This is a genomic window from Sphingomonas faeni (genome assembly GCF_024273235.1).
GTDB lineage: Bacteria > Pseudomonadota > Alphaproteobacteria > Sphingomonadales > Sphingomonadaceae > Sphingomonas > Sphingomonas faeni_A.
In genome coordinates, this window is record NZ_JANBVH010000010.1 from 1 (window position 1) to 21,930 (window position 21,930).

General features: G+C 67.0%; 19 protein-coding genes. 17 read left to right on the top strand and 2 right to left on the bottom strand.

The genetic code is table 11. The annotated features are described in order from the left end of the window. Positions 1 to 21: 21 nt before the first annotated feature. Entirely contained in the window at positions 22 to 450 is a 429-nt protein-coding gene (locus NLI89_RS07055; RefSeq protein ID WP_254686380.1) for an SUF system Fe-S cluster assembly regulator, read from the bottom strand. A gap of 265 nt (positions 451 to 715) precedes the next feature. Between NLI89_RS07055 and NLI89_RS07060 the strand changes: the two genes are divergently transcribed. The 3 genes from NLI89_RS07060 to NLI89_RS07070 all read left to right on the top strand — a co-directional run bounded on the left by NLI89_RS07060 (position 716) and on the right by NLI89_RS07070 (position 5,612). Then, a complete protein-coding gene (locus NLI89_RS07060) occupies positions 716 to 1,741 on the top strand; it encodes a quinone-dependent dihydroorotate dehydrogenase (protein WP_254686381.1) in 1,026 nt (341 codons plus the stop codon). Positions 1,742 to 1,923: 182 nt separating this feature from the next. Further along, positions 1,924 to 3,657: a gamma-glutamyltransferase gene (gene ggt / locus NLI89_RS07065; protein ID WP_254686382.1), complete on the top strand. Its 1,734-nt coding sequence runs from the start codon at positions 1,924 to 1,926 to the stop codon at positions 3,655 to 3,657. Positions 3,658 to 3,824: 167 nt separating this feature from the next. After that, positions 3,825 to 5,612 carry an AMP-dependent synthetase/ligase gene (locus tag NLI89_RS07070; protein WP_254686383.1) on the top strand — a complete coding sequence of 596 codons (1,788 nt, stop codon included), beginning with the start codon at positions 3,825 to 3,827 and terminating at the stop codon, positions 5,610 to 5,612. A 513-nt stretch (positions 5,613 to 6,125) separates the two neighbouring features. On the opposite strand, the gene NLI89_RS07075 is transcribed toward NLI89_RS07070, so the two are convergent. Beyond that, positions 6,126 to 9,044, bottom strand: coding sequence for a M16 family metallopeptidase (locus NLI89_RS07075; RefSeq protein ID WP_254686503.1), 2,919 nt, complete (start codon positions 9,042 to 9,044; stop codon positions 6,126 to 6,128). Between the two features lie 286 nt (positions 9,045 to 9,330). Between NLI89_RS07075 and NLI89_RS07080 the strand changes: the two genes are divergently transcribed. The 14 genes from NLI89_RS07080 (at position 9,331) to katG (ending at position 21,707) form a co-directional block, all read left to right on the top strand. Beyond that, the gene (locus tag NLI89_RS07080) at positions 9,331 to 10,068 is read left to right on the top strand and encodes an aspartyl/asparaginyl beta-hydroxylase domain-containing protein (protein ID WP_439144491.1); all 738 of its coding nucleotides are present in this window, start codon (positions 9,331 to 9,333) and stop codon (positions 10,066 to 10,068) included. 203 nt (positions 10,069 to 10,271) lie between these two features. Then, positions 10,272 to 10,844, top strand: a complete 573-nt coding sequence (locus tag NLI89_RS07085; protein ID WP_187504735.1) for a NifU family protein — start codon at positions 10,272 to 10,274, stop codon at positions 10,842 to 10,844. After that, positions 10,844 to 11,437, top strand: a complete 594-nt coding sequence (locus tag NLI89_RS07090; RefSeq protein WP_254686385.1) for a malonic semialdehyde reductase — start codon at positions 10,844 to 10,846, stop codon at positions 11,435 to 11,437. The genes NLI89_RS07085 and NLI89_RS07090 overlap by 1 nt, the downstream gene beginning before the upstream one ends. A 119-nt stretch (positions 11,438 to 11,556) precedes the next feature. Continuing rightward, positions 11,557 to 12,174: a tRNA (adenosine(37)-N6)-threonylcarbamoyltransferase complex dimerization subunit type 1 TsaB gene (gene tsaB, locus NLI89_RS07095; RefSeq protein ID WP_254686386.1), complete on the top strand. Its 618-nt coding sequence runs from the start codon at positions 11,557 to 11,559 to the stop codon at positions 12,172 to 12,174. Continuing rightward, positions 12,174 to 12,662 carry a GNAT family N-acetyltransferase gene (locus NLI89_RS07100; protein ID WP_254686387.1) on the top strand — a complete coding sequence of 163 codons (489 nt, stop codon included), beginning with the start codon at positions 12,174 to 12,176 and terminating at the stop codon, positions 12,660 to 12,662. The genes tsaB and NLI89_RS07100 overlap by 1 nt, the downstream gene beginning before the upstream one ends. Positions 12,663 to 12,736: 74 nt before the next feature. Then, positions 12,737 to 13,159: a Fur family transcriptional regulator gene (locus NLI89_RS07105; RefSeq protein ID WP_056047123.1), complete on the top strand. Its 423-nt coding sequence runs from the start codon at positions 12,737 to 12,739 to the stop codon at positions 13,157 to 13,159. A 40-nt stretch (positions 13,160 to 13,199) separates the two neighbouring features. Continuing rightward, positions 13,200 to 13,877 (top strand): lysophospholipid acyltransferase family protein, encoded by a 678-nt coding sequence (locus NLI89_RS07110; protein ID WP_254686388.1) that lies wholly within the window; start codon positions 13,200 to 13,202, stop codon positions 13,875 to 13,877. 336 nt (positions 13,878 to 14,213) lie between these two features. After that, positions 14,214 to 15,545 carry a tRNA (N6-isopentenyl adenosine(37)-C2)-methylthiotransferase MiaB gene (gene miaB / locus NLI89_RS07115; RefSeq protein WP_254686389.1) on the top strand — a complete coding sequence of 444 codons (1,332 nt, stop codon included), beginning with the start codon at positions 14,214 to 14,216 and terminating at the stop codon, positions 15,543 to 15,545. A 427-nt stretch (positions 15,546 to 15,972) separates the two neighbouring features. Then, positions 15,973 to 16,977, top strand: a complete 1,005-nt coding sequence (locus tag NLI89_RS07120; protein ID WP_254686390.1) for a PhoH family protein — start codon at positions 15,973 to 15,975, stop codon at positions 16,975 to 16,977. A 46-nt stretch (positions 16,978 to 17,023) separates the two neighbouring features. Beyond that, positions 17,024 to 17,278 carry a type II toxin-antitoxin system VapB family antitoxin gene (locus tag NLI89_RS07125; RefSeq protein WP_254686391.1) on the top strand — a complete coding sequence of 85 codons (255 nt, stop codon included), beginning with the start codon at positions 17,024 to 17,026 and terminating at the stop codon, positions 17,276 to 17,278. Further along, positions 17,275 to 17,670 (top strand): type II toxin-antitoxin system VapC family toxin, encoded by a 396-nt coding sequence (locus NLI89_RS07130; protein WP_302675654.1) that lies wholly within the window; start codon positions 17,275 to 17,277, stop codon positions 17,668 to 17,670. Before NLI89_RS07125 ends, NLI89_RS07130 begins: the two co-directional genes overlap by 4 nt. Positions 17,671 to 17,689: 19 nt before the next feature. Then, complete coding sequence (gene ybeY / locus NLI89_RS07135; protein WP_254686393.1) at positions 17,690 to 18,196, top strand: rRNA maturation RNase YbeY; 507 nt, start codon at positions 17,690 to 17,692, stop codon at positions 18,194 to 18,196. A 27-nt stretch (positions 18,197 to 18,223) separates the two neighbouring features. After that, a complete protein-coding gene (locus NLI89_RS07140; protein ID WP_254686394.1) occupies positions 18,224 to 19,123 on the top strand; it encodes a hemolysin family protein in 900 nt (299 codons plus the stop codon). Positions 19,124 to 19,433: 310 nt separating this feature from the next. Beyond that, positions 19,434 to 21,707 carry a catalase/peroxidase HPI gene (gene katG, locus NLI89_RS07145; RefSeq protein ID WP_439144488.1) on the top strand — a complete coding sequence of 758 codons (2,274 nt, stop codon included), beginning with the start codon at positions 19,434 to 19,436 and terminating at the stop codon, positions 21,705 to 21,707. The last annotated feature ends 223 nt before the right edge of the window (positions 21,708 to 21,930 follow it).

The window sequence follows — 21,930 nt, forward strand, 5'->3', positions numbered from 1 at the left end:
AGGGATAGTGCGCTGCGCGCGTCATGCGGGCACCTGTGAAAGGGGGGCTTGCGAGAGGCTCGCGAGCGACACGCCGGCAAGCGCACCGCGGACCGCGCCGTTGACGGCGTTCCAGTGCGGCTTCACGCGGCAACTCTGGTCGATGCAGCAATCCTGCGATGCGCCGTCGACGCACGCGGTCAGCGCGATCGGCCCCTCGACTGCCTCGATGATGTCCGCGAGCGAGATCATCGCGGGCGGCCGCGACAGGCGAAAGCCGCCACCGGTGCCACGCGTACTCTCGATCAGCCCCGCGGCGGACAGCCGGCTCACCAGCTTCTGCACGGTCGGCAACGGCACCCCGGTCTCCTCGGCGAGCAGCGTCGCGTTCAGCCGCGCGATCCCGCCGCAATGACGCGCCGCCGCGCTCATCATCACGACTGCGTAGTCGGCTAGGCTGGAAAGACGCATGGTGGCTTCGTAAGTCCAATCGGACCGATATGATCCGATTGATCAAATGGGCTTTGTGCAGTGCATCGTCAACCCGCCGAGGGGTGCTAACGACTCGCAACTGGGCGGCGGTTTTCTGCCTCGTGCATGGAGCCGCAAGCTTGACTTCCCCCCTCCCTGGAAGGGAGGGGCCGGGGGTGGGTCGGCCGGTTGGCGATCGCAGCACGCACCCCACACCGACCCACCCCCAGCCCCTCCCTTCCAGGGAGGGGAGCAAGGATGAGCAATGGCCTTCTACCACCCGATCCTGTTCCGCCTCGACGCAGAGCGCGCGCATAGCCTGACCATCGCTGCGCTCGCCGCATGGGGGAAAGCCGGCACACCGCTCGCCCCCAACGTCCCGCGTCTCGCGACAAGCGTGGCCGGGATCGCCTTCCCCAACCCGGTCGGCCTGGCAGCAGGCGTCGACAAGGACGGCCGCGCGATCGACGGCTTCTTCGGCCTCGGCCTCGGCAGCGTCGAGATCGGCACGCTCACGCCGCTCGCGCAGTCGGGCAACCCGAAGCCCCGCATCTTCCGCCTCACCGAAGACCGCGCGGTCATCAACCGCCTGGGCTTCAACAATGGCGGCCTCGATGGCGCGCTTCCCCGTGCGCAGAGCGCAAAGCGGAACGGCATCCTCGGCATCAACGTCGGCGCGAACAAGGACGCCACCGATCGCACTGCCGACTATGTCCACGGCGTCACCCGCGCCGCGCCGCACGCCGACTACATCACGATCAACATCAGCTCCCCCAACACCCCCGGCCTGCGCGACCTCCAGCACGGCGCAGCACTCCGCGACCTGCTCGCCGCCTGCACCGCGGCCAAGGGCAGCACGCCGATCTTCCTCAAGGTCGCCCCCGATCTCGACCCCGCCGACATCGACGACATCGCCCGGGCCGCACTCGACAACCGCATCGACGCGCTGATCGTCAACAACACGACGATCTCGCGCCCCGGCCTGCGCTCGGCCAACGCGAAGGAGACCGGCGGCCTGTCCGGCGCGCCTCTCGCCCCGCTAGCCCGCCAACGCCTCGCGGATTTCCGCAAGGCCACCGGCGCAGCGCTCCCCCTGATCTCGGTCGGCGGGATCGACAGCGGCGCCGAAGCCTATGCCCGCCTCCGCGCCGGCGCGAGCCTCGTCCAGCTCTACACCGCTTTGGTGTACGAAGGCCCCGGCCTGCCAGCGCGCATCCTCCGCGAGTTGGGCACGCTACTGAAGCGCGAGGGGTTTGCGAAGGTCACTGACGCGGTGGGGGTCGACGCTTAACGATCCTCCCCCGCCAGGGGGAGGTGGCAGGCGCTTGCCTGACGGAGGGGGCGGTTAGGGTTACCGCGGTTGCGAGTTCCTCCCCGTCCGACGCCTTCGGCGCCACCTCCCCCTGGCGGGGGAGGATCGCAACGGCGCGAGACGGCTTGCCTCGCCCCCCAACCGCGCTACGCTCCCCCGCGATGAAGACCTCTCTCCTAGCGCTCGCCCTCCTCGTCCCCGCGACCGTCGAGGCGCGCCAATCCACCCCGGCCAAAAACCAGGGCATGGTCAGCGCCGCCGACCCCCGCGCGGCGGCGGCCGGCGTCGAGATCCTCCGGGCCGGCGGCAGCGCCACCGACGCCGCGATCGCGACGATGCTCGCGCTCAACGTCGTCGAGCCGCAAAGCTCCGGCATCGGCGGCGGCAGCTTCTGGATGAGCCACGCGGCAAACGGCGCACTCAGCACGATCGACGCGCGCGAAGAGGCACCCGCCGCCGCCGATGCGCGCTGGTTCTACGCGCCCGACGGCACGCCGCTGAGCCACAGGGACGCCGTCCCCGGCGGCCGCAGCGTCGGCATCCCCGGCGCACTCCGCGGCATGGCGCTCGCCCACCGCGCCTCGGGCAAGCTTCCCTGGGCACGGCTGTTCGAGCCCGCCATCCGCATCGCCACCAACGGCTTCCAGGCATCCCCCCGCCTCGTCAACGGCATGAAGGCGTATGGCGGCCACATCACGCCCGAGACCCGCAAGCTCTTCTCCGCGCCGGACGGCTCGCCGGTCGCAGTCGGCGCAACGATCAAGAACCCCGCCCAGGCCGCGCTCCTCCAGCGGATCGCGACCCAGGGCCCCGACAGCTTCTACGTCGGCCCCCAGGCGCAGAAGATCGTGACCGCGGTCAACACCGCCGCGCGCAACCCGTCGAAGATGACGACCGGCGACCTCGCCAGCTACGACGCCAAGAACCGCCCGCCGGTCTGCATCAAATACCGCATCTACCGCGTCTGCGGGATGGGCCCGCCCTCGTCCGGCGGCGTCACCGTGCTGATGATCCTGAAGCAGCTCGAACGCTTCGACATGGCCGGGCTAGGCAAGGACAGCGCGCAGGCCTGGCACCTCTTCGCCGAGAGCTCACGCCTCGCCTATGCCGACCGCGACATGTACGTCGGCGATCCCGATTTCGTCCGCGTGCCGGTCAAGGGCATGCTCGACCCCGCCTATATCGCCAGGCGATCCGCCCTGATCTCGCCCACCACCACGATGGCGAGCGTCACGCCCGGCACGCCCCCCGGCGCGCCCGCCCGCACCCGCGCGCCGGTCAGCGAAGTCCCCGGAACGACCGATCTCGCGGTGGCCGACGCCAGCGGCAACGTCGTCTCGGTGACCACCACCGTCGAAGGCTATTTCGGCTCCGGCCTGACCGTCGACGGCACCGTCCTCAACAACCAGCTGACGGATTTCGACATCGTCCCCGAGAAGGACGGCGCTCTGGTCGCCAACCGCGTCGAGGGCGGCAAGCGGCCGCGCAGTTCGATGGCGCCGACGATCGTCTATGGCCCCGACGGCAAGGTCCGCCTCGCAGTCGGCGCGGCAGGCGGCTCGACGATCATCGCGCAGGTGGCCAAGGCGATCATCGGCGTGGTCGACTGGAAACTGTCCGCGCAGGACTCGATCGCGCTCGGTCTGCTCTACGCTCCCGGCCACGTCGCTGCTGCGGAGAAGGGCACCGAACGCGAGGCGATGGTCCCCGCGTTGCAGGCGCTCGGCGAGACCGTGCAGGTTACAGCGCTCGGCCTGAAGGCAAACGCGATCGAGCGCATCGGCGGCAAATGGGTCGGCGCGGCAGACCCCCGCAGCGAAGGCGTCGCGATCGCCCAGGACGGCACCATGACCCAGATCGTACGCGTCGGCGCCCTACAGCGCGCACCGGAATAAGCCGCTCTCCGCTTCCTTGTTCTCCCGCGAAGGCGGGAGCCCAGTCTGGGTCCCCGCCTTCGCGGGGAAACAAGCTTGGAGCGTGGCACGCCAAGGGGCTATACCAAAACAAAGATCGAGCACCCCCAACAGGGCAAACAAGCTCGCAGAGCAGTTCAGGAGAGACAATGGCCCGCCAGCTCGAACGATTCCCGAACCTCGTCACGATGTTCTTCACGCGCGCCGCGGAGAGAGGCGATGCGCCGTTCCTGTGGACCAAGGCAAGCGGCACGTGGGTCGCGACCAGCTGGGCCGAGGCCGCGCGGCAAGTCGCAAGCCTCGCCACCGCGCTCACCGCGATCGGCCTGAAACGCGGCGACCGCGTCATGCTGGTCGCCGAGAACCGCCCGGAATGGTGCCTCAGCGACCTCGCGATCATGGCGGCGGGCTGCGTCACGGTGCCGACCTACGTCACCAATACCGAGCGCGATCACCTGCACATCATCGAGAATGCGGGCGCCTGCGCGATCATCGTCTCGACCGCGAAACTGGCAAAGACACTGCTCCCCGCGGTCATCCGCTCGAACCAGGCGCAGATCGTCATCGGCCTGGAGGACATGAAGGTCCCTGCCTCCATCGACTTCCACAACTGGCACGCACTGATCGCCGCGCACCAGACCGCCCCCGAAACCGCCGCCGCCCGCGCCGACTTCACCCGCGAAGACCTCGCCTGCATCATCTACACGAGCGGAACCGGCGGCGCGCCGCGCGGCGTGATGCAGCACCACGGCGCGATCCTCCACAATTGCGCGGGCTGCGCGAGCGTGATCTCGGAGGATTTCGGCTGGGACGACGAGGTCTTCCTGTCGTTCCTGCCCTTGAGCCACGCCTACGAACACACCGGTGGCCAGCATTTCCCGATCTCGCTCGGCGGCCAGATCTACTATGCGGAAGGCCTCGAAAAGCTCGCCGCCAACATCGAGGAAACCCGCCCGACGATCATGTTCGTCGTCCCCCGCCTGTTCGAAGTCCTCCGCACGCGCATCTCGAAGACGATCGAGAAACAGGGCGGCGCCTCGGCCTACCTCCTGCGCCAGGCCCTCGACATCGGCGGCAAGCGCTACGCCGGTCGCCTCCGCCTGATCGACCGTCCGATGCAGGCTGCCGTCGCCACGCTCTTCAAACCCAAGATCTCGAAGAAGTTCGGTGGCCGGTTGAAGGCGATGATCTCGGGCGGCGCCCCGCTCAATCCGGAGGTCGGCCTGTTCTTCGAGTCGCTCGGCCTCACCTTCCTGCAAGGCTATGGCCAGACCGAAGCCGCCCCCGTCATCTCCTGCAACCGCCCCAAGGTCGGCGTGCGGATGGACTCGGTCGGCCCGGCGCTCAAGGATACCGAGGTCCGCATCGCCGAGGACGGCGAGATCCTGGTGCGCGGCGAACTGGTCATGCACGGCTATTGGCGCAACGACGCCGAGACCGCGAAGGTGCTGAAGGACGGCTGGCTCCACACCGGCGACATCGGCGAGATCGACGACCGCGGCCGGATCCGCATCACCGACCGCAAGAAGGACCTGATCATCAACGACAAGGGCGAGAACGTCGCCCCGCAAAAGGTCGAGGGCATGCTGACGCTCCAGCCCGAGATCGCGCAGGCGATGATCGCCGGCGACAAGCGCCCGTACATGGTCGCGCTGGTGGTGCCCGATCCGGAGTGGACGCAGGAATGGTGCGCGGGCAACGGCGACGCCTGCAGCTTCGCCCGGCTGGCGGAGAACAGCGAGTTCCGCACCGCGATCGGGCAGGCGATCGAGCGGGTGAACAAGGACCTGACGGTGACCGAGCGCATCCGAAGGTTCGTGCTCGCGGATGGGCCATTCACCATCGAGAACGAACAGCTGACGCCGAGTTTGAAAATCCGGCGGCATGTGTTGAAGCAGGTCTACGGCGAAAGGCTGGACGGCTTGTATAAGCCTTAAAAACCCCTCTCCCCTCCGGGGAGAGGGAGGGGCCCGCACGCGCTTGCGGGTGGGAGGGTGAGGGGCATGAGGCTCGGAACGCGTCCGCCAAAGCCCCTCACCCTCCCGTCGCCAAACGGCTCCTCCCTCCCTCTCCCCCACGGGGAGAGGGACTGGCTGGGCAAGTCCTCGGCTCAATTTTCAACAACGGCACGACAAACCGAGCAACAAGACCCCTCTCCCTTCAGGGGAGAGGGAGGGGCCCGCACGGCGAAGCCGGGTGGGAGGGTGAGGGCACGCCCGCCAAAACGCATGCCCTCACCCTCCCGTCGCCAAGCGGCTCCTCCCTCCCTCTCCCCAGCGGGGAGAGGGACTGGCTGGGCAACTCCTCGGCTCAATTTTCAACAACGGCACGACAAACCGCGCAACAAGCCCCTCTCCCGTCAGGGGAGAGGGAGGGGCCCGCACGCCCTCACCCTCCCGTCGCCAAGCGGCTCCTCCTTCCCTCTCCCCTTCAGGGAGAGGGGGTAAACGTCACTTCTTCGCCGCAGCCGGCACTACGGCCATCGTCCAGTCCTTCTCCGGCCGCAGATACTTCGCCGCCGTCGCCTGCAACTCCACCGGCGTCGTCGCCACCAAATCGCTCGCAATCCGCTGCGTCGCCGCGATCCGCCGCGGGTCGAACGTCGCCCCGCCGAGTTGCTGCAACCAGAACTGGTTCCCGGTCGAGGCGCGCAGGATATACTGCCCCATCGGCTTCTTGATCCGGTCCAGCTCGTCCGGCGCGATCGGCGTCGACACCAGTTCGGCCGCGATCTGCCGCGCGATCTGGAAGAAGAACGACACCTTGTCCGGCGCGACCTGCCCGATCGCCACCATCCGCCCGCCGGTGTTCATCCCCACCGGCCACTGGCTCGACACGTTCGGGCTGTAGCTCGCGCCCGCCGCCTGCCGCAGCCGCTCGAACAACCGATCGCTGAACACCTGCGCCAGCACGTCGAGACGACGCGCCTCGACGATATTGTCGATCCCGCCGCCGGTCGGCCAGGCGATCACCGCCGCCGCCTGGTTCTCCGGCCCGGTATGCGCGCGCATCACCGGCGTCGCGTTGTGCGCGGGGAAACCAACCGGCGCGCCGACCTTCGACACCGCCGTCCGCGGCTTCATCGCCCCGAACGACTTCGCCACCGCGGCGATCGCATCCTCGGTCTTCACGTCGCCGAAGATCGAAACCTCGATCGGTCCGGTCTTCAGGATCGGCTCCCAGAACGCGCGGAAGTCCTTCGCGTTGAGCGCCTCGACGGTCGCCTTCGACGGCGTCCCCCAACGCGGATCGCCCGCGCGGAGCAAACCCTCGAGGTCGCGCGACAACACGCCGTCGGGCGACGAATCATACCCGGCAAACCCGGCCAGCGCAGCAACACGCGCACGCGCCACCGGCGCCGGATCCCAGGCCGGGAACGCGAGCTTGGCTGCCATCAGCCGCAACTGATCCGAATAATCCGCCGGCGAGGTGATCGCGCCCAGCGTGAACGCGTCGTCGTCAATCCCGAAGTCGAGACCGATCCGGCGGCCCGCGGTAAGCTGGTCGAGATCGCCCTGGTCGAGCTTGCCGATCCCCCCTGCGACCAGCGCGAGATCGCCTGCCCAGGCCGGCGTCGGCCGGTTCGACGGGATCGCGGTATAGCCGCCGCCGAACCGCACGCGCACATACACGCGCCCGGTCTCACCGGCGTTCGGGAACAGCAGCACGCGCGTCCCGTTCGCGAAGTTCACCTGCTCCATGTCGAACGCGGCGATCTTTTCGCGGCTGGTCACGACGCCCGGCTTGCCGAGCGACGGCAGCTTCGAGAAATCGACCGCAGCCTGCGCACGCCGCTTGCCGGCAAGGCCTGAAACGTCCGCCTTCAAAGCGGTCGCCAGCTTGTTCGCAGCCCCCGCATCGGGCGTCTGCGTATTCACGAGCGCCCGGGTAGCGGTCCCCTCGAAGATCGCCTTGCTCGACGCGAGCAGCGTGGCGGGCGTGAACATGCCCTTCGCCTTGGCGTCCTGCAAAATCTTGTACGACGTCTCGGGCCCGGCCACGGTCTCGCGGATGTCGAGCGCGCCGACCATGTCGTCCGCCTGCTTCGACCCCGCCTCGACCTTCGCCGTCTCGACGCTGGTCCGCATGATCGTGTCGAAATCGGCATATTCGCGGTCGACCTCGGCCTGGCTCGGCGCGTTGGTCTGCGCATCGGCGATCACCGCGCGGACGTCCTTCAACGCCGCTTCCCAGTCGGTCCCGATCGGCACGATGTTGACGCTGGTCAGGTTCGCCGAGCGCGACACGTCGTCGATCGACACGCCCGCCTGCAGGAAGCTCCCGCCCGCCCGCGCCCGCGTCTCGAGCCGCCGACTGATCAACCGCGTCGCCAGCACGTCGACCAACCGCTTCTGGTTCATGATCGCGGTGTCATCCTTATACTCCCAGGGCCGCACCACGCCAAGCGTCACCACCGCCGGGATCGCCGGCTCGGCGATCGTCGCGGAGACCGGCGCCTTCGGATCGGGCTTGCCGAAATCGGGCGCGGGCACGACCGGGCCGATGCCCTTCCAGTCCGCGAAATTCTTGACGATCAACCGCCCGAACAGCGCTGGGTCCATATCGCCCGAGATGATGACGACGGTGTTCTCCGGCCGATACCAGCGGTCGTGGAACGCCTTCACGGTGGCGCCGGTCGCGGCCTCCAGCGTCTTGATGTTGCCGATCGGCGAGCGATCCGCGAGCGGCTGCCCGGCAAAGAATGTCGCGCGGATCGCATCGCCGAACCGCACCTGCGGGCCCGGCTGCTCGCGCTGTTCCGCCAGCACGATCGGGCGCTCGGCGGCGACCGACGCGTCGGTTATCGTCGGCTTCTCCATCATCCCGGCCATGATCTTCAGGCTCTCGTCGAGCCCGGCCTGCGTGGCCGAGGGCAGATCCAGCTTGAACGTGGTCGAGGTCGGCGTGGTCTGCGCGTTGGTGTCCGAGCCGAAGGTCGCGCCGAACCGCTGCCACACGCGCTTGGCCTCGCCGTCCGGCACGTATTCGGACCCGCGGAACGAGAGATGCTCGATGAAATGCGCAAAGCCGCGTTCGCTGTCGGTTTCGTTCAGCGAGCCCGCATCGATCCGCACGCGCACCGAGACCTGGCCCGGCGGCACGCCGTTCTTGCGCACCGCGAACCGCATGCCGTTAGGGAGCGTGCCGAACTTCCACTCGGGGTCCCGCGTAAGGTCGCTGCCCTTGTAGAGCCACGCGGTCGTATCGATTCCCGTCAGCTCGGGTAGCGTCGGTGCTTCCTTCGTCCCCGCGTTGGTGGGGGTGGAGGCGGCCTGCTGAGTCGCCATCTGGCCGCTCGCCGGGATCGCGAGGCCGAGCAGGACGGGGAGCAGGACGGGAGCGCGATACAAGCGCGAAAAGGATACCATGACGCATCTGTAGCGTCCCCGCGCGCGCATCGCCAGCGCCGCACAATCGAGGGTGGTCGCGCCTGCCATCATTTCGTCCAACACCAGCGGTATATCGTGTCCGAACAAGGGGATCGGCGCGATCGACGCGCCAGGATGCAGGATAGAAATGACGGTCGAAGCCGAACTGGGCCACGAACTGAGGCAGTCTTCATTGTGGCGGGAATCGGGCGGGCCGGCAGTACGCCGCAGCGCCCGCGTGCCCGATCTGAACGTGATCTCCGGCGCCCCGAAACCCGGCGCCCCCATGGTCGCCGAAGCCAACCGCCCGCTGATCATCCGCGTCGGCAAGCACCTGCGCGGCGTGTTCGACCGCATGATCGCCTCGTCCTCGCTGGTCGCCAACGATCCGGTGCTCGACGTCCGCGATTTCGCCTGGACCGCTGGGCTGCGCGAGAACTGGGCCGCGATCCGCGACGAGGCGGTCCACGTCGCGCTGCAAGGCGAGGCGTCGCCCAGCCTCGCGACGATCTCGCCCGATCACCGTTCGATCGCGGAGATCGACAAATGGCGCTCGTTCTTCCTCTACGGCTATGGCTATCCGATCGAGGAGAGCCTCGCGCGCTGCCCCAATACCGCCGCCGCGGTCGCGCGCATTCCCGGCCTCAACAGCGCGTTCTTCTCGATCCTCGCACCCGGCACGCAAATCCCCGAGCATCGCGGCGTGACCAAGGGCCTCATCACATGCCACCTCGGCCTGATCGTCCCCCGCGACGGCGACGTCCGGATGCGCGTCCACGACCGCGTCGTGCGCTGGGCGGAAGGCGAGACCTTGGTGTTCGACGACACCTACAACCATGAGGTCTGGAACGACACGAGCGGCACCCGCGTCGTCCTGCTGATCCAGTTCGAGCGCCCGCTGCGCAATCCCGGCAAGTGGATCGCCGACCTGTTCCTCGGCATCGTCCGCCGCTCCGCCTTCGTCCAGGACGCGGTCCGCAACATCGGCAGCTGGAACGCCGCGGTGAAGGCGATGGACGTCTGAGCCTTCCCCCCTCCCTGGAAGGGAGGGGGGAAGGCTGGGTCGGCCGCTTGGCTGGCGTGACGACCATCACGAACCCACCCACCCCCAACCCCTCCCTTCACGAGGGAGGGGAGCAAGAGAGGGCTCTCCCAACACACCCTCAGAAAGAAACCGTTTCCCGTTCCCCGCTTGATCCCTCGCCCCCGCCGGGCCACATGCCCTTCATGCTGATCGAAACGGAATCCACCCCGAACCCCTCGACGTTGAAGTTCCTGCCGGGACGCGCCGTCATGGACGCCGGCACGCGCGACTTCGCCACGCCCGAGGAGGCCGAGACCAGTCCGCTGGCCGAGGCGATCTTCAATCTCGGCGACGTGACCGGCGTGTTCTTCGGCCGCGATTTCGTGTCGGTGACCGCCGCGCCGGGCGTCGCCTGGTCGGACCTGAAGCCCGACGTGCTCGCGATCCTGCTCGATCATTTCTCCGCCGCGATGCCGTTGTTCAAGCCCGCACGCGCCGGTTTCTCGGTGCCGTCGGACGAACCCGCGCTGTCGGACGACCCCGCCGATGCTGACATCGTCGCGCAGATCCGCGAACTGATCGACACCCGCGTCCGCCCGGCGGTCGCGAACGACGGCGGCGACATCGTCTATCGCGGCTTCGACAAGGGCAAGGTGTTCCTCCAGCTCCAGGGCGCCTGCGCCGGCTGCCCGTCGTCGAGCGCGACGCTGAAGAACGGCATCGAGCAATTGCTGAAATACTACGTCCCCGAAGTCACCGAAGTGAGAGCCGTCTGATGCGCGCGAAACTCGACGATACCGTCCTCGACACCGTCTTCCGCGAAGCCCGAACCTATAACGGCTATACCGACGAGCCCGTGGCCGAGAGCGAACTGCACGCGATCTGGGACCTGATGAAATGGGGCCCGACATCCGCCAACCAGCTCCCCGCGCGGCTGATCTGGTGCGTCAGCGACGAGTCGAAGCAGAAGCTCGCGGACGCCTGCAGCGCACAGAACAAGCCCAAGATCCTGAACGCCCCCGTGTCGGTGATCATCGGCATGGACACCAATTTCCACGAACACCTGCCCGAGTTGTTCCCGCACGCCGATGCGAAGTCGTGGTTCGACGGCAACGCCGAACTGCGCGAGGCGTCCGCGTTCCGCAACTCGTCGTTGCAGGGGGCGTATTTCATCATCGCGGCGCGGATGCTCGGGCTCGATACCGGACCGATGTCGGGCTTCGACGCGGGCAAGGTCGACGCGGCGTTCTTCGCCGACACGCCCGCGGTGCGGACGAATTTCATCTCGACGCTCGGCCACGGCGATCCCGCGACGATCTACGGTCGCTCGCCGCGCCCCGATTTCGCGAAGTTCAACAGTATCGCGTGAGCAAGACCTGCTCCCTCTCCCCTGCGGGGAGAGGGCCGGGGTGAGGGGCCGTTGGAGAGGGCAGCGCTCGCGGCGCCCCTCACCCTGCCCTCTCCCCTGAGGGGAGAGGGTAAGAAGTTATGCGCACTTTAGTCATCGAAACATCCACCACCGCCTGCTCGGTCGCCCTCATCGAATCCGGCGCCGTCATAGCCCGCGCGCACGAAGTCGTCGGCCGCGGCCATGCCGAGCGCCTGATCCCGATGATCGCCGAGCTCCCCAATGGCGGCCGAGCCGACCGCATCATCGTCGACTGCGGCCCCGGCAGCTTCACCGGCGTCCGCGTCGGCATCGCCGCCGCGCGCGGGCTCGCGCTCGGCTGGGGCGCAGAGATCGCCGGTTTCTCCTCCCTCCCCCTCGTCGCCGCCGCCGGTTTCGCCGACCGCTTAACCGACGATATTGCGGTCGTGATGGAAGGGGGCCATGGCGAGGTCTTCATGCAGGCCTTCTCCGCCGATCTGTCGCCGCGATCCGACATGGTATCGCTGAAGCCTGCCGCTGCGCTCGCCGCGCTGGCGGGACGGCGTGCGGTCGGCAACGGCGTCCGCTGGCTCGCCGCGCTCGACGACACGATCGACCTCACCGAAGCGCTCCCCGACGCAGCCTCCGCGATCCTGCTCCCAACAGACCTGACCGCGCTCCCGCCAAGCCCGATCTACGGCCGCGCCCCCGACGCCAAGCCCTCGGTCCCGAAATAATGGCCACCCGCCAAGTCGCGACCCGCGCGGTCTCGCTCCGCACCGGCGACGCGCGCGATCTCGCGGTCGTCGACGCGTTGATGACCGAGGCATTCGACCCGCGCTACGGCGAGGCCTGGACGCGCAGCCAGTGCCTCGGCGTGCTCGCGCTCACCGGCGTCCACCTCACCCTTGCGTTCGTCGACGACGTCCCCGCCGGTTTCACCATGACCCGCACGGTCGCCGACGAGGCCGAACTGCTGCTGATCGCAGTCGCCCCCCACTGTCGCCGCCGCGGCGTCGGCACGGCCCTTATCCGCGCCGCGATCGCCGAATGCTCGGTCGGCGCCATCGCGAAACTCCACCTCGAAGTCCGCGCCGGCAACGACGCGGTCAAGATGTACGGCGCACACGGCTTCACCAAGGTCGGCGAACGTCGCGCCTATTACCGCGGCAAGACCGGCGTCGCGTACGACGCACATACATATTCGCGAGTTATCAACGGTTAAGGCTTATTGCGAGTCACTATCCCTTTTCGCAACAGCGCGAACGCCCTACATGGCACTCAACGAGGGAATGACACATGCCGCGCAAGATCGATCTGGAAGCACTCTGCAACGAGAAGGGCCTGCGCATCACCGAGCAGCGCCGCGTCATCGCACGCGTGCTGTCCGAAGCGGACGACCATCCCGACGTGGAGAAGGTCTATGAGCGCGCATCGCAGATCGATCCCGGCATCTCGATCGCGACCGTCTACCGCACCGTCCGCCTGTTCGAGGAAGCCGGTATCCTCGATCGCCACGATTTCGGCGATGGCCGTGCGCGTTACGAGCCCGCGCCCGAAGCGCATCACGATCACCTGATCGACGTCGAGAGCGGCAAGGTGATCGAATTCGTCGATCCCGAACTCGAGCAGTTGCAGAAGGCGATCGCGGAGAAACTGGGCTTCCGCCTGGTCGACCACCGCATGGAACTCTACGGCGTCGCGCTGACCCGCAAGGACTGACGCGATTGGCCGGATCCGCTTTGGCGCGCGACTGGCGGCGTTGCTGCTTGCGCTGATCGTCGCGCTGCCGTTGCATGGCGTATGGCGGCTGTTTGGGCGGAAATCACCTTGGCCACCGCGGTTCCTGGGGCTGGTCGCGCGGATCGTCGGCGCTCGGGCGCGCGTCGTCGGCACGCCGCTTCGCCACGACGTCGTCTTCGTCTCGAACCATTTGAGCTGGATCGACATCCTGCTCCTGTCCGGCGCGACCGGCACTGCCTTCGTCGCGAAAGCCGAGTTGCGCAGCGCGCCGCTGGTCGGCTGGCTCTGCACGCTCAATCACACCATCTTCGTCAGCCGCGCGGACCGCATGGCGGTAACCGCGCAGATCGCCCAGATCCGCGACGCTCTGGCGGCAGACTGGCCCGTCACCCTCTTCCCCGAAGGCACGACCGGCGACGGCACCACCCTTCTCCCTTTCAAGGCCGCGCTGCTCGCCGCGCTCGATCCGCCACCGGCTGGCGTGAAGGTTCAGCCCGTCCTGATCGACTACGGTTCGGCGACGAGCGAACTCGCCTGGGTCGGCGACGAGCCCGGCCAGCACCACGCCGCCCGCGTATTGCAACGCAAGGGCAGTTTCGTAGCAACGCTGCACTTTGCCGACCCCTTCGATCCCGCGGAATACGGCGACCGAAAAGCCATAGCCGCCGAAGCAAGGCGCCGCATGGAAGCGCTGTAGCCCGACCAAAGAGTGTTCCCCCGCGAAGGCGGGGGCCCAGCCTGGACTCCCGCCTTCGCGGGAGAACAAGGTAGGGAAGCTCCCACCAATCCCCAACACAGAACCCCCACCCCGGCGAAAACCCCGCCCCGGCGAAGGCCGGGGCCCAATTGGGGGACGATGCTGGTGAAGGTCCGTGCTCCGTTACTGCGACCTTTCCAATTGGGCCCCGGCCTTCGCCGGGGTGGTGCATGATCCCGCGATAGTGCCTGATGCTAGGGAGGTGCCTGATACTGGTGAGGGCACCACAACAACGCCCCCTCCCCCCGCCCCCACAAATTTGGTACGGCCCCCGCCATGTCCCCTCCCAAAACCTTCCACGTAAAATCCTTCGGCTGCCAGATGAACGTCTACGACGGCGAGCGCATGGCCGAACTGATGACCGCCCAGGGCCTCACCCAGGCCGACGCGGTCGACGCCGACGTCGTCGTCCTCAACACCTGCCACATCCGCGAACGCGCCACCGAAAAGGTCTATTCGGACATCGGTCGCCTCCGGAAGGACCAGCGCCGCAAGTCCGGCAAGACGCCGATGATCGCCGTCGCCGGCTGCGTCGCGCAAGCCGAGGGCGAGGAGATCTTCACCCGCGCCAAGGTCGACATCGTCGTCGGCCCGCAAGCCTATCACAACCTCCCCGACCTCGTCGCGAAGGCCGCCGCCGGCACGCCCTCGCTCGACACCGACATGCCGCTGCTGTCGAAGTTCGGCGCACTCCCCGCCCGCCGGAAGGTCGCACCGTCGGCGTTCCTCACCGTGCAGGAAGGCTGCGACAAGTTCTGCACCTATTGCGTCGTCCCCTACACGAGAGGTGCGGAGATCAGCCGGCCATTCGCAGCGATCGTCGATGAAGCAAAAGCCCTGGTCGACGCCGGCGCGCGCGAAATCACGCTGCTCGGCCAGAACGTCAACGCGTGGTCGGAGAACGCCAATGCTCCAGAAGGGCGCGGTCTCCACGACCTGATCCGCGACCTCGACCGCATCCCCGGCCTCGCGCGGATCCGCTACACGACCAGCCACCCCAACGACATGACGCAGGGCCTGATCGACGCACACCGCGACATCGAGAGCCTGATGCCGTTCCTCCATTTGCCGGTCCAAAGCGGCAGCGACCGCGTCCTCAAGGCGATGAACCGCAGCCACACCCGCGACTCCTACCTCCGCCTCCTCGACCGCGTCCGCGAAGTCCGCCCAGACATCGCGCTGTCGGGCGACTTCATCGTCGGCTTCCCCGGCGAGACCGACGCCGAGTTCGAGGACACGCTGAGCCTCGTCGACGCGGTCGGCTATGCGCAGGCGTACAGCTTCAAATACAGCCCCCGCCCCGGCACGCCCGCCGCGTCGATCGTCGAGCAGGTCCCGGAATCGGTGATGGACGAACGCCTCCAGCGCCTCCAGGCCGCGCTCAACCGCGACCAGCACGCCTTCAACGCCGCCACCGTCGGCCGGACGTGCACGGTTCTGCTCGAACGCGCGGGAAAACTTCCCGGACAGCTGATCGGCAAGTCCCCCTGGCTGCAATCGGTCCACCTGATCGGCAACCACGCGATCGGCGACCTCGTCGAGGTAACGCTGGCCGCCGCCGGCCCCAACTCCCTCACCGGCATCGAACAGGTCGCCGAAGCCGCCTGACATACTTCCGATCCTCCCCCGCAAGGGGGAGGTGGCTGGCACTTGCCAGACGGAGGGGGAGGTAAGGGAAAACCGCCGTTCCGTGTCCTCCCCCACCGTCGCCTTCGGCGCCACCTCCCCCTGGCGGGGGAGGATCGTGACGAGCGCCTTGAAGGCTTGGCAGCACCACGCACGAGCCGTCGCGCGAGCCCCCGCGATTTCGCTGTCCTACACCCCGATCCCCTGTCACACTGGCCGCCGATGCAGCTTCGCCCACGCGACTCGAATCATCTCTCGGCCAGCGCTCCAGCGCGGCTTGAACGCGTCGCTTGGCGTGCTCATCTCCGGTCCGACGACACCGCGATCGCACTGTGCGTTGGCCTAACCCGGCCTAACCTTCTTTTGCAAAAGCCCTTCTTTTCCAAAAGCCTGTCCCTGAAAGGACCGTATGAGCCGTAAACCCGTTCCCGCCCAGTCCGGTGACCGCGCCCGTGTCGAGCTGCTGTTCGACAAGCCCCAATTGCTCGTCCGGCTCTTCGGCCAGTACGACCAGAACCTGGTAGCGCTCGAGAATCGCCTCGGCGTCTACATCACCGCGCGAGGGAACAAGATCGGCCTGGAGGGCACCGCCGAACAGGTCGCCAAGGCCCGCGACGTGCTCCACGATCTCTACGCCCGCATCCAGCGCGGCGAGGACATCGACACCGGCCTCGTCGATGCGTCGATCGCGATGGCGGACGAGCCCGTACTGGAAGGGATCATCCGGGCCGATGCCGGTGGCGGTGGCGCACCCCCGATCATGATCCGGACGCGGAAAAAGACGATCGTCCCACGCACCCCGGCGCAGGCGCACTACATGCGCGAGCTCGCCAACAACGACATGATCTTCGCACTCGGGCCGGCAGGTACGGGCAAGACCTATGTCGCCGTCGCGCAGGCGGTGCAGCAGCTCATCACCGGCAGCGTCCAGCGCCTGATCCTGTCACGCCCCGCGGTCGAGGCAGGCGAACGCCTCGGCTTCCTCCCCGGCGACATGAAGGAGAAGGTCGATCCGTACCTCCGGCCGCTCTACGACGCGCTCTACGACTGCCTCCCCGCGGAACAGGTCGAACGCCGCATCGCGAGCGGCGAGATCGAGGTCGCGCCGATCGCCTTCATGCGCGGCCGCACATTGGCCGACGCGTTCGTGATCCTCGACGAGGCACAGAACACCACGCCCGCGCAGATGAAGATGTTCCTCACCCGCTTCGGCCAGAACAGCCGCATGGTGATCTGCGGCGATCCGAAGCAGGTCGACATCCCCGGCGGTGTCGCAGCCTCGGGCCTCGCGGATGCGGTCACCAGGCTGGAGGGCGTGGAAAGCATCTCGATGTGCCGCTTCACCGTCGGCGACGTCGTCCGCCACCCGATCGTAGGCCGCGTCGTCGCGGCCTACGAAGGAACCGATGCTTGATGGTCGGGATATCCCGGTCTACGATCGGGATATCCTGGAGGCAGATATGGCATCGCTCTACATTAAAAACACAGATACCGCGGACCTTGCACGGGAGGTCGCTTCATTGCTTGGTACCAGCAAGACTGCTGCGGTCCACGATGCGTTGCTCCATCGAAAGCGTGCGCTTGAAGCTGAGAAGTATGGAAGCATCCACGATCGTATGAGAGCGTGGCGGGCGGCTCATCCGCTCGGCGAACCAACGGGACTTGAGGCCGACAAGGCATTCTACGACTCGCTCAACGACGAAGACGACGATTGATTGCCTTCCTCGACGCGTCCGCGATGGTCGCGATCATGACCAACGAACCCGAGGCATTCGCATTGGAGAAGCGGTTCGGTAGCGCCGAGGAGGTCTTGTGTTCAGCGATATCCCTCTGGGAAGCAACGCGTGCCATCGCACGGAAACGTTTGGTCCCAACTGCAACTGCACAGGCGGAGATCGAAAAATTCGTCGCTGACTTCGCAGTTCGGCTCGTGCCGATCGGTGCGGCCGAAGCTCGCTCTGCCATTGCCACCCATGAACGCTACGGCAAAGGGAACCACCCTGCAAAGCTCAACATGGGCGATTGTTTCGCCTATGCCTGCGCGAAAACCAATGGTGCGGAACTTCTCTACAAGGGTAATGATTTCGCCCTGACCGATCTCGCCTGATCTCGCCTGAAGGACCTGCATGCTCGAAATCGCGCTCTCTTCCGACGCTCCCTGGCCTGAGCAGGACTGGGACGCGCTTGCCCTGCGCGCAGCGACGGCGGCCATCGAGCGGACTCCGCATGGCGAACTGCTGACCGGTGCGGCAAGCGTCGAGATCTCGATCCGGCTTGCGTCCGACGACGAGGTCCACACGCTGAACAAGCAATACCGCCAGAAGGACAAGCCGACCAATGTCCTGTCCTTCCCGATGGTCCAACCCGATCTACTCGCCACGATCAGCCAGAATTCGGACGACGGCGAGGTCCTGCTCGGCGACATCATCCTCGCGCACGGCGTCTGCGTGGCCGAGGCCACCGAGCGCGGCATTTCGGTCGAGGATCATGCCATGCATCTGATGGTGCACGGCACGCTGCATCTGCTAGGCTATGACCATATCGACGACGACGAGGCGGAGGGCATGGAGCAGATCGAACGCGACGCGCTCGCCGCGCTCGGACTCCACGACCCGTATCTTATAACACCCTGATTCCACCACAAAGGACTGACGACCACGATGGCCGATGGCCCCAATGCCGGTAACGGCGATAGTAGCGACAGTATCTGGCGCGGGCTCAAGGGCCTGATCTTCGGTAGCCAGGACGAATCCCTCCGCGATCAGCTTGAGGATGCGATCGACCGCCACGAGGGCGATCCCGCGCCCGATGCGAAGGGTGATCTCACGCCGCTCGAGCGCCAGATGGTCCGCAACCTGCTGCATTTCAGCGAGCGCGATGCCGGCGACGTCGGCGTGCCGCGCGCGGACATCATCGCGGTCGAGGAGGACACGCCGTTCGCCGATCTCGTGAAGCTGTTCGCCGAGGCGGGGCACAGCCGCCTGCCGGTGTACCGCGACAACCTCGATACGATCATCGGCATGGTCCACATCAAGGACGTCTTCAACATCCTCGCGACCGGCGCCGAGCATCCCGCGTCGATCGCCGGCCTGATCCGCGAGCCGCTCTATGCGCCGATGTCGCGCGGCGCGCTCGATCTGCTCGCCGACATGCGGCAGAAGCATGTCCACCTGACGATCGTGCTCGACGAATATTCGGGCACGGAGGGCCTCGTCACGTTCGAGGACCTGATCGAGGAGATCGTCGGCGATATCGAGGACGAGCATGACGAGGCGCCGCAGGTGTTGATGACGCCGATCGAAGGCGGCGCCTGGGATGTCGACGCGCGCGCCGAACTCGAGGATGCGGCCGAACTGATCGACGCGCGACTGGCGGAGGTCGATGGGGATATCGACACGCTCGGCGGCCTGGCGGCGCTGCTCGCAGGCCATGTGCCGCAGGTCGGCGAATGCGTCGATCACCCCAGCGGGTGGAAGCTCGAAGTCATCGACGCCGACGAACGTCGCATCAACCGCCTCCGCCTGCATCCGCCGGTGGTGGCGATCGAGGATGACGACTGAGCCTGACTGAAGTGTGACGTCTCCAAGCCCGTCCCGTCATCCCAGCGAAAGCTGGGATATCACCGTGTTGGCCCCGTCGCCTGCAAAACAGGGAGACCCCAGCTTTCGCTGGGGTGACGCAGTTGGCTGAGGTGACGGATTTGGCTGCGGTGACGGATTTTGGCTGGGCGGCGGGGGTCTCGGCGAGATCAGCCACCCCATCGCAGATATCACCCAGCCGATCACTGCCGACGACGCAATCTATTTTACCGATCACTCGCGCGGTGCCATAACTTCTCCCAACTTCAGAAGACGCTGAATTGGAGATGGTATGACCACCGAAGCACCCACCGCAGCTCCTGTTGCCGGACAATGCCCGATGCATGGCGGCTCGACCCACCAAGCGACCAACGAGCCCGGCAAGATGGATGGCCCCGCCGTCCTGTTCGAGATGACCAACCGCACCTGGTGGCCGAACCAGCTCAACGTCTCGGTACTCCACCAGAACCCGCCCGCCGGCGATCCGATGGGCGACGATTTCGACTATGCCGAAGCGTTCAAGGCGCTCGATCTCGCCGCGGTGAAGGCCGACATCGTCGCGCTGATGACCGACTCGCAGGAATGGTGGCCAGCCGATTTCGGTCATTACGGCCCGCTTTTCATCCGCATGGCGTGGCACGCCGCGGGCACCTACCGCATCGGTGACGGTCGCGGTGGCGCTGGCGCGGGTCAGCAGCGGTTCGCGCCGCTCAATTCGTGGCCGGACAACGCCAACCTCGACAAGGCTCGCATGCTGCTGTGGCCGATCAAGGAGAAGTACGGCCGCAGCCTGTCCTGGGCGGATCTGCTCGTGCTCACCGGCAATTGCGCGCTCGAATCGATGGGCTTCCAGACCGCAGGGTTCGCCGGTGGCCGTATCGACGTGTGGGAGCCAGCGACCGACGTGAACTGGGGCGCCGAGCGCGAGTGGCTCGCCGACGAGCGCTATTCGGGCGACCGCGATCTCGCGCACCCGCTTGCCGCGGTCCAGATGGGTCTCATCTACGTCAATCCCGAGGGCCCCAACGGCAATCCCGACCCGATGGGCTCGGCGCGCGATATCCGCGAGACGTTCGGCCGCATGGCGATGAACGACGAGGAGACCGTGGCGCTGATCGCCGGCGGTCACACCTTCGGCAAGACGCACGGCGCCGCCGAGCCCGATCCCTATGTCGGTCCCGAGCCCGAGGGCGCGAGCATCGAGATGCAGGGCCTCGGCTGGGCGAACAGCTACGGCAAGGGCAACGCCGGCGACACGATCACCAGCGGTCTCGAAGTCACCTGGACTCAGGAGCCCACCAAGTGGACCAACCTGTATTTCGAAAATCTGTTCGGCCACGAGTGGGAGCTGACCAAGAGCCCGGCGGGCGCGCACCAGTGGATCGCTAAGGACGCGGCCGAGGACGTGCCCGACGCGCATGACGCCACCAAGAAGCATCGTCCGACGATGCTGACCAGCGACATCGCGCTCCGCGTCGACCCGGCATACGAGAAGATCTCGCGCCGGTTCCACGAGAATCCGGACGAGTTCGCCAAGGCATTTGCCGAGGCGTGGTACAAGCTGACCCACCGCGACATGGGCCCCTACCCGCTGCTGCTCGGCCCGGAAGTTCCGGCAGAGCCGCGCATCTGGCAGGACCCCGTGCCCGCCCACGAAGGTGAGCCGCTGTCAGACGCCGATATCGCGGCATTGAAGGTGAAGATCCTCGACTCGGGCCTGTCGATCTCGCGTCTGGTGAAGACAGCGTTCGCATCGGCCTCAACCTATCGCGGTACCGACAAGCGCGGCGGTGCGAATGGTGCGCGTATCCGTCTCGCCCCGCAGAAGGACTGGGCGGTCAACGAGCCGGCCGAACTTGCCAAGGCGCTCTCGATCTACGAGGGCATCCAGCGCGACTTCGCAGGCAGCGGCAAGACCGTGTCGCTTGCCGATCTGATCGTGCTCGGCGGCAATGCCGGGATCGAAGCGGCGGCGAAGAAGGCGGGTCACGATCTGACCGTGCCGTTCACGCCGGGCCGTACCGACGCGTCGCAGGAGCAGACCGACGCGCCGTCGTTCGCCCCGCTCGAGCCGCGCACCGATGCGTTCCGCAACTATGTCGGCGAGAAGTCGGTGTATTCGGCCGAGGAGCTGATGGTCGACCGCGCGCATCTGATGGGCCTCACCGCGCCCGAGATGACGGTGTTGCTGGGCGGCCTTCGGGTACTGGGCGCCAATCACGGCGACTCGACGCTCGGCGTGTTCACCGATCGCACCGAGACGCTGACCAACGACTTCTTCCGCAACCTGCTGCGGACGAGCTTCACCGCGAAGTGGACCGCAGTCGGTGACGGGACGTTCGAGGCACGCGACCGCAAGGCCGGCGAGGTCCTGTGGACGGGCAGCCGCGTCGACCTGGTGTTCGGCTCGAATTCGCAGCTGCGGGCACTGGCGGAGGTCTACGCTGCCGACGACGCGAGCGAGAAGTTCGCGAACGCCTTCGTGAAGGCCTGGAACAAGGTGATGAACGCCGACCGTTTCGACCTTGCCAAGGTCCGCGCCGAGCAGGACGCTGCGATCTCGTAAGCGACGTCCCAGTGAAAAAGGGGCCGCCAGCAGAAATGTTGGCGGCCCTTATTTCGTTAAGCCCCCCGCCCCACCTCCCCGTCATCCCAGCGAAAGCTGGGATCTCAGTGGGGCGAATGCTGCGACCCGAACCGGGAGATCCCAGCTTTCGCTGGGATGACGATAGTTTGGGAAACCGACGGTGGTTTCGAATGACGGTGATAGCTTGGCACGACAGCGGTAG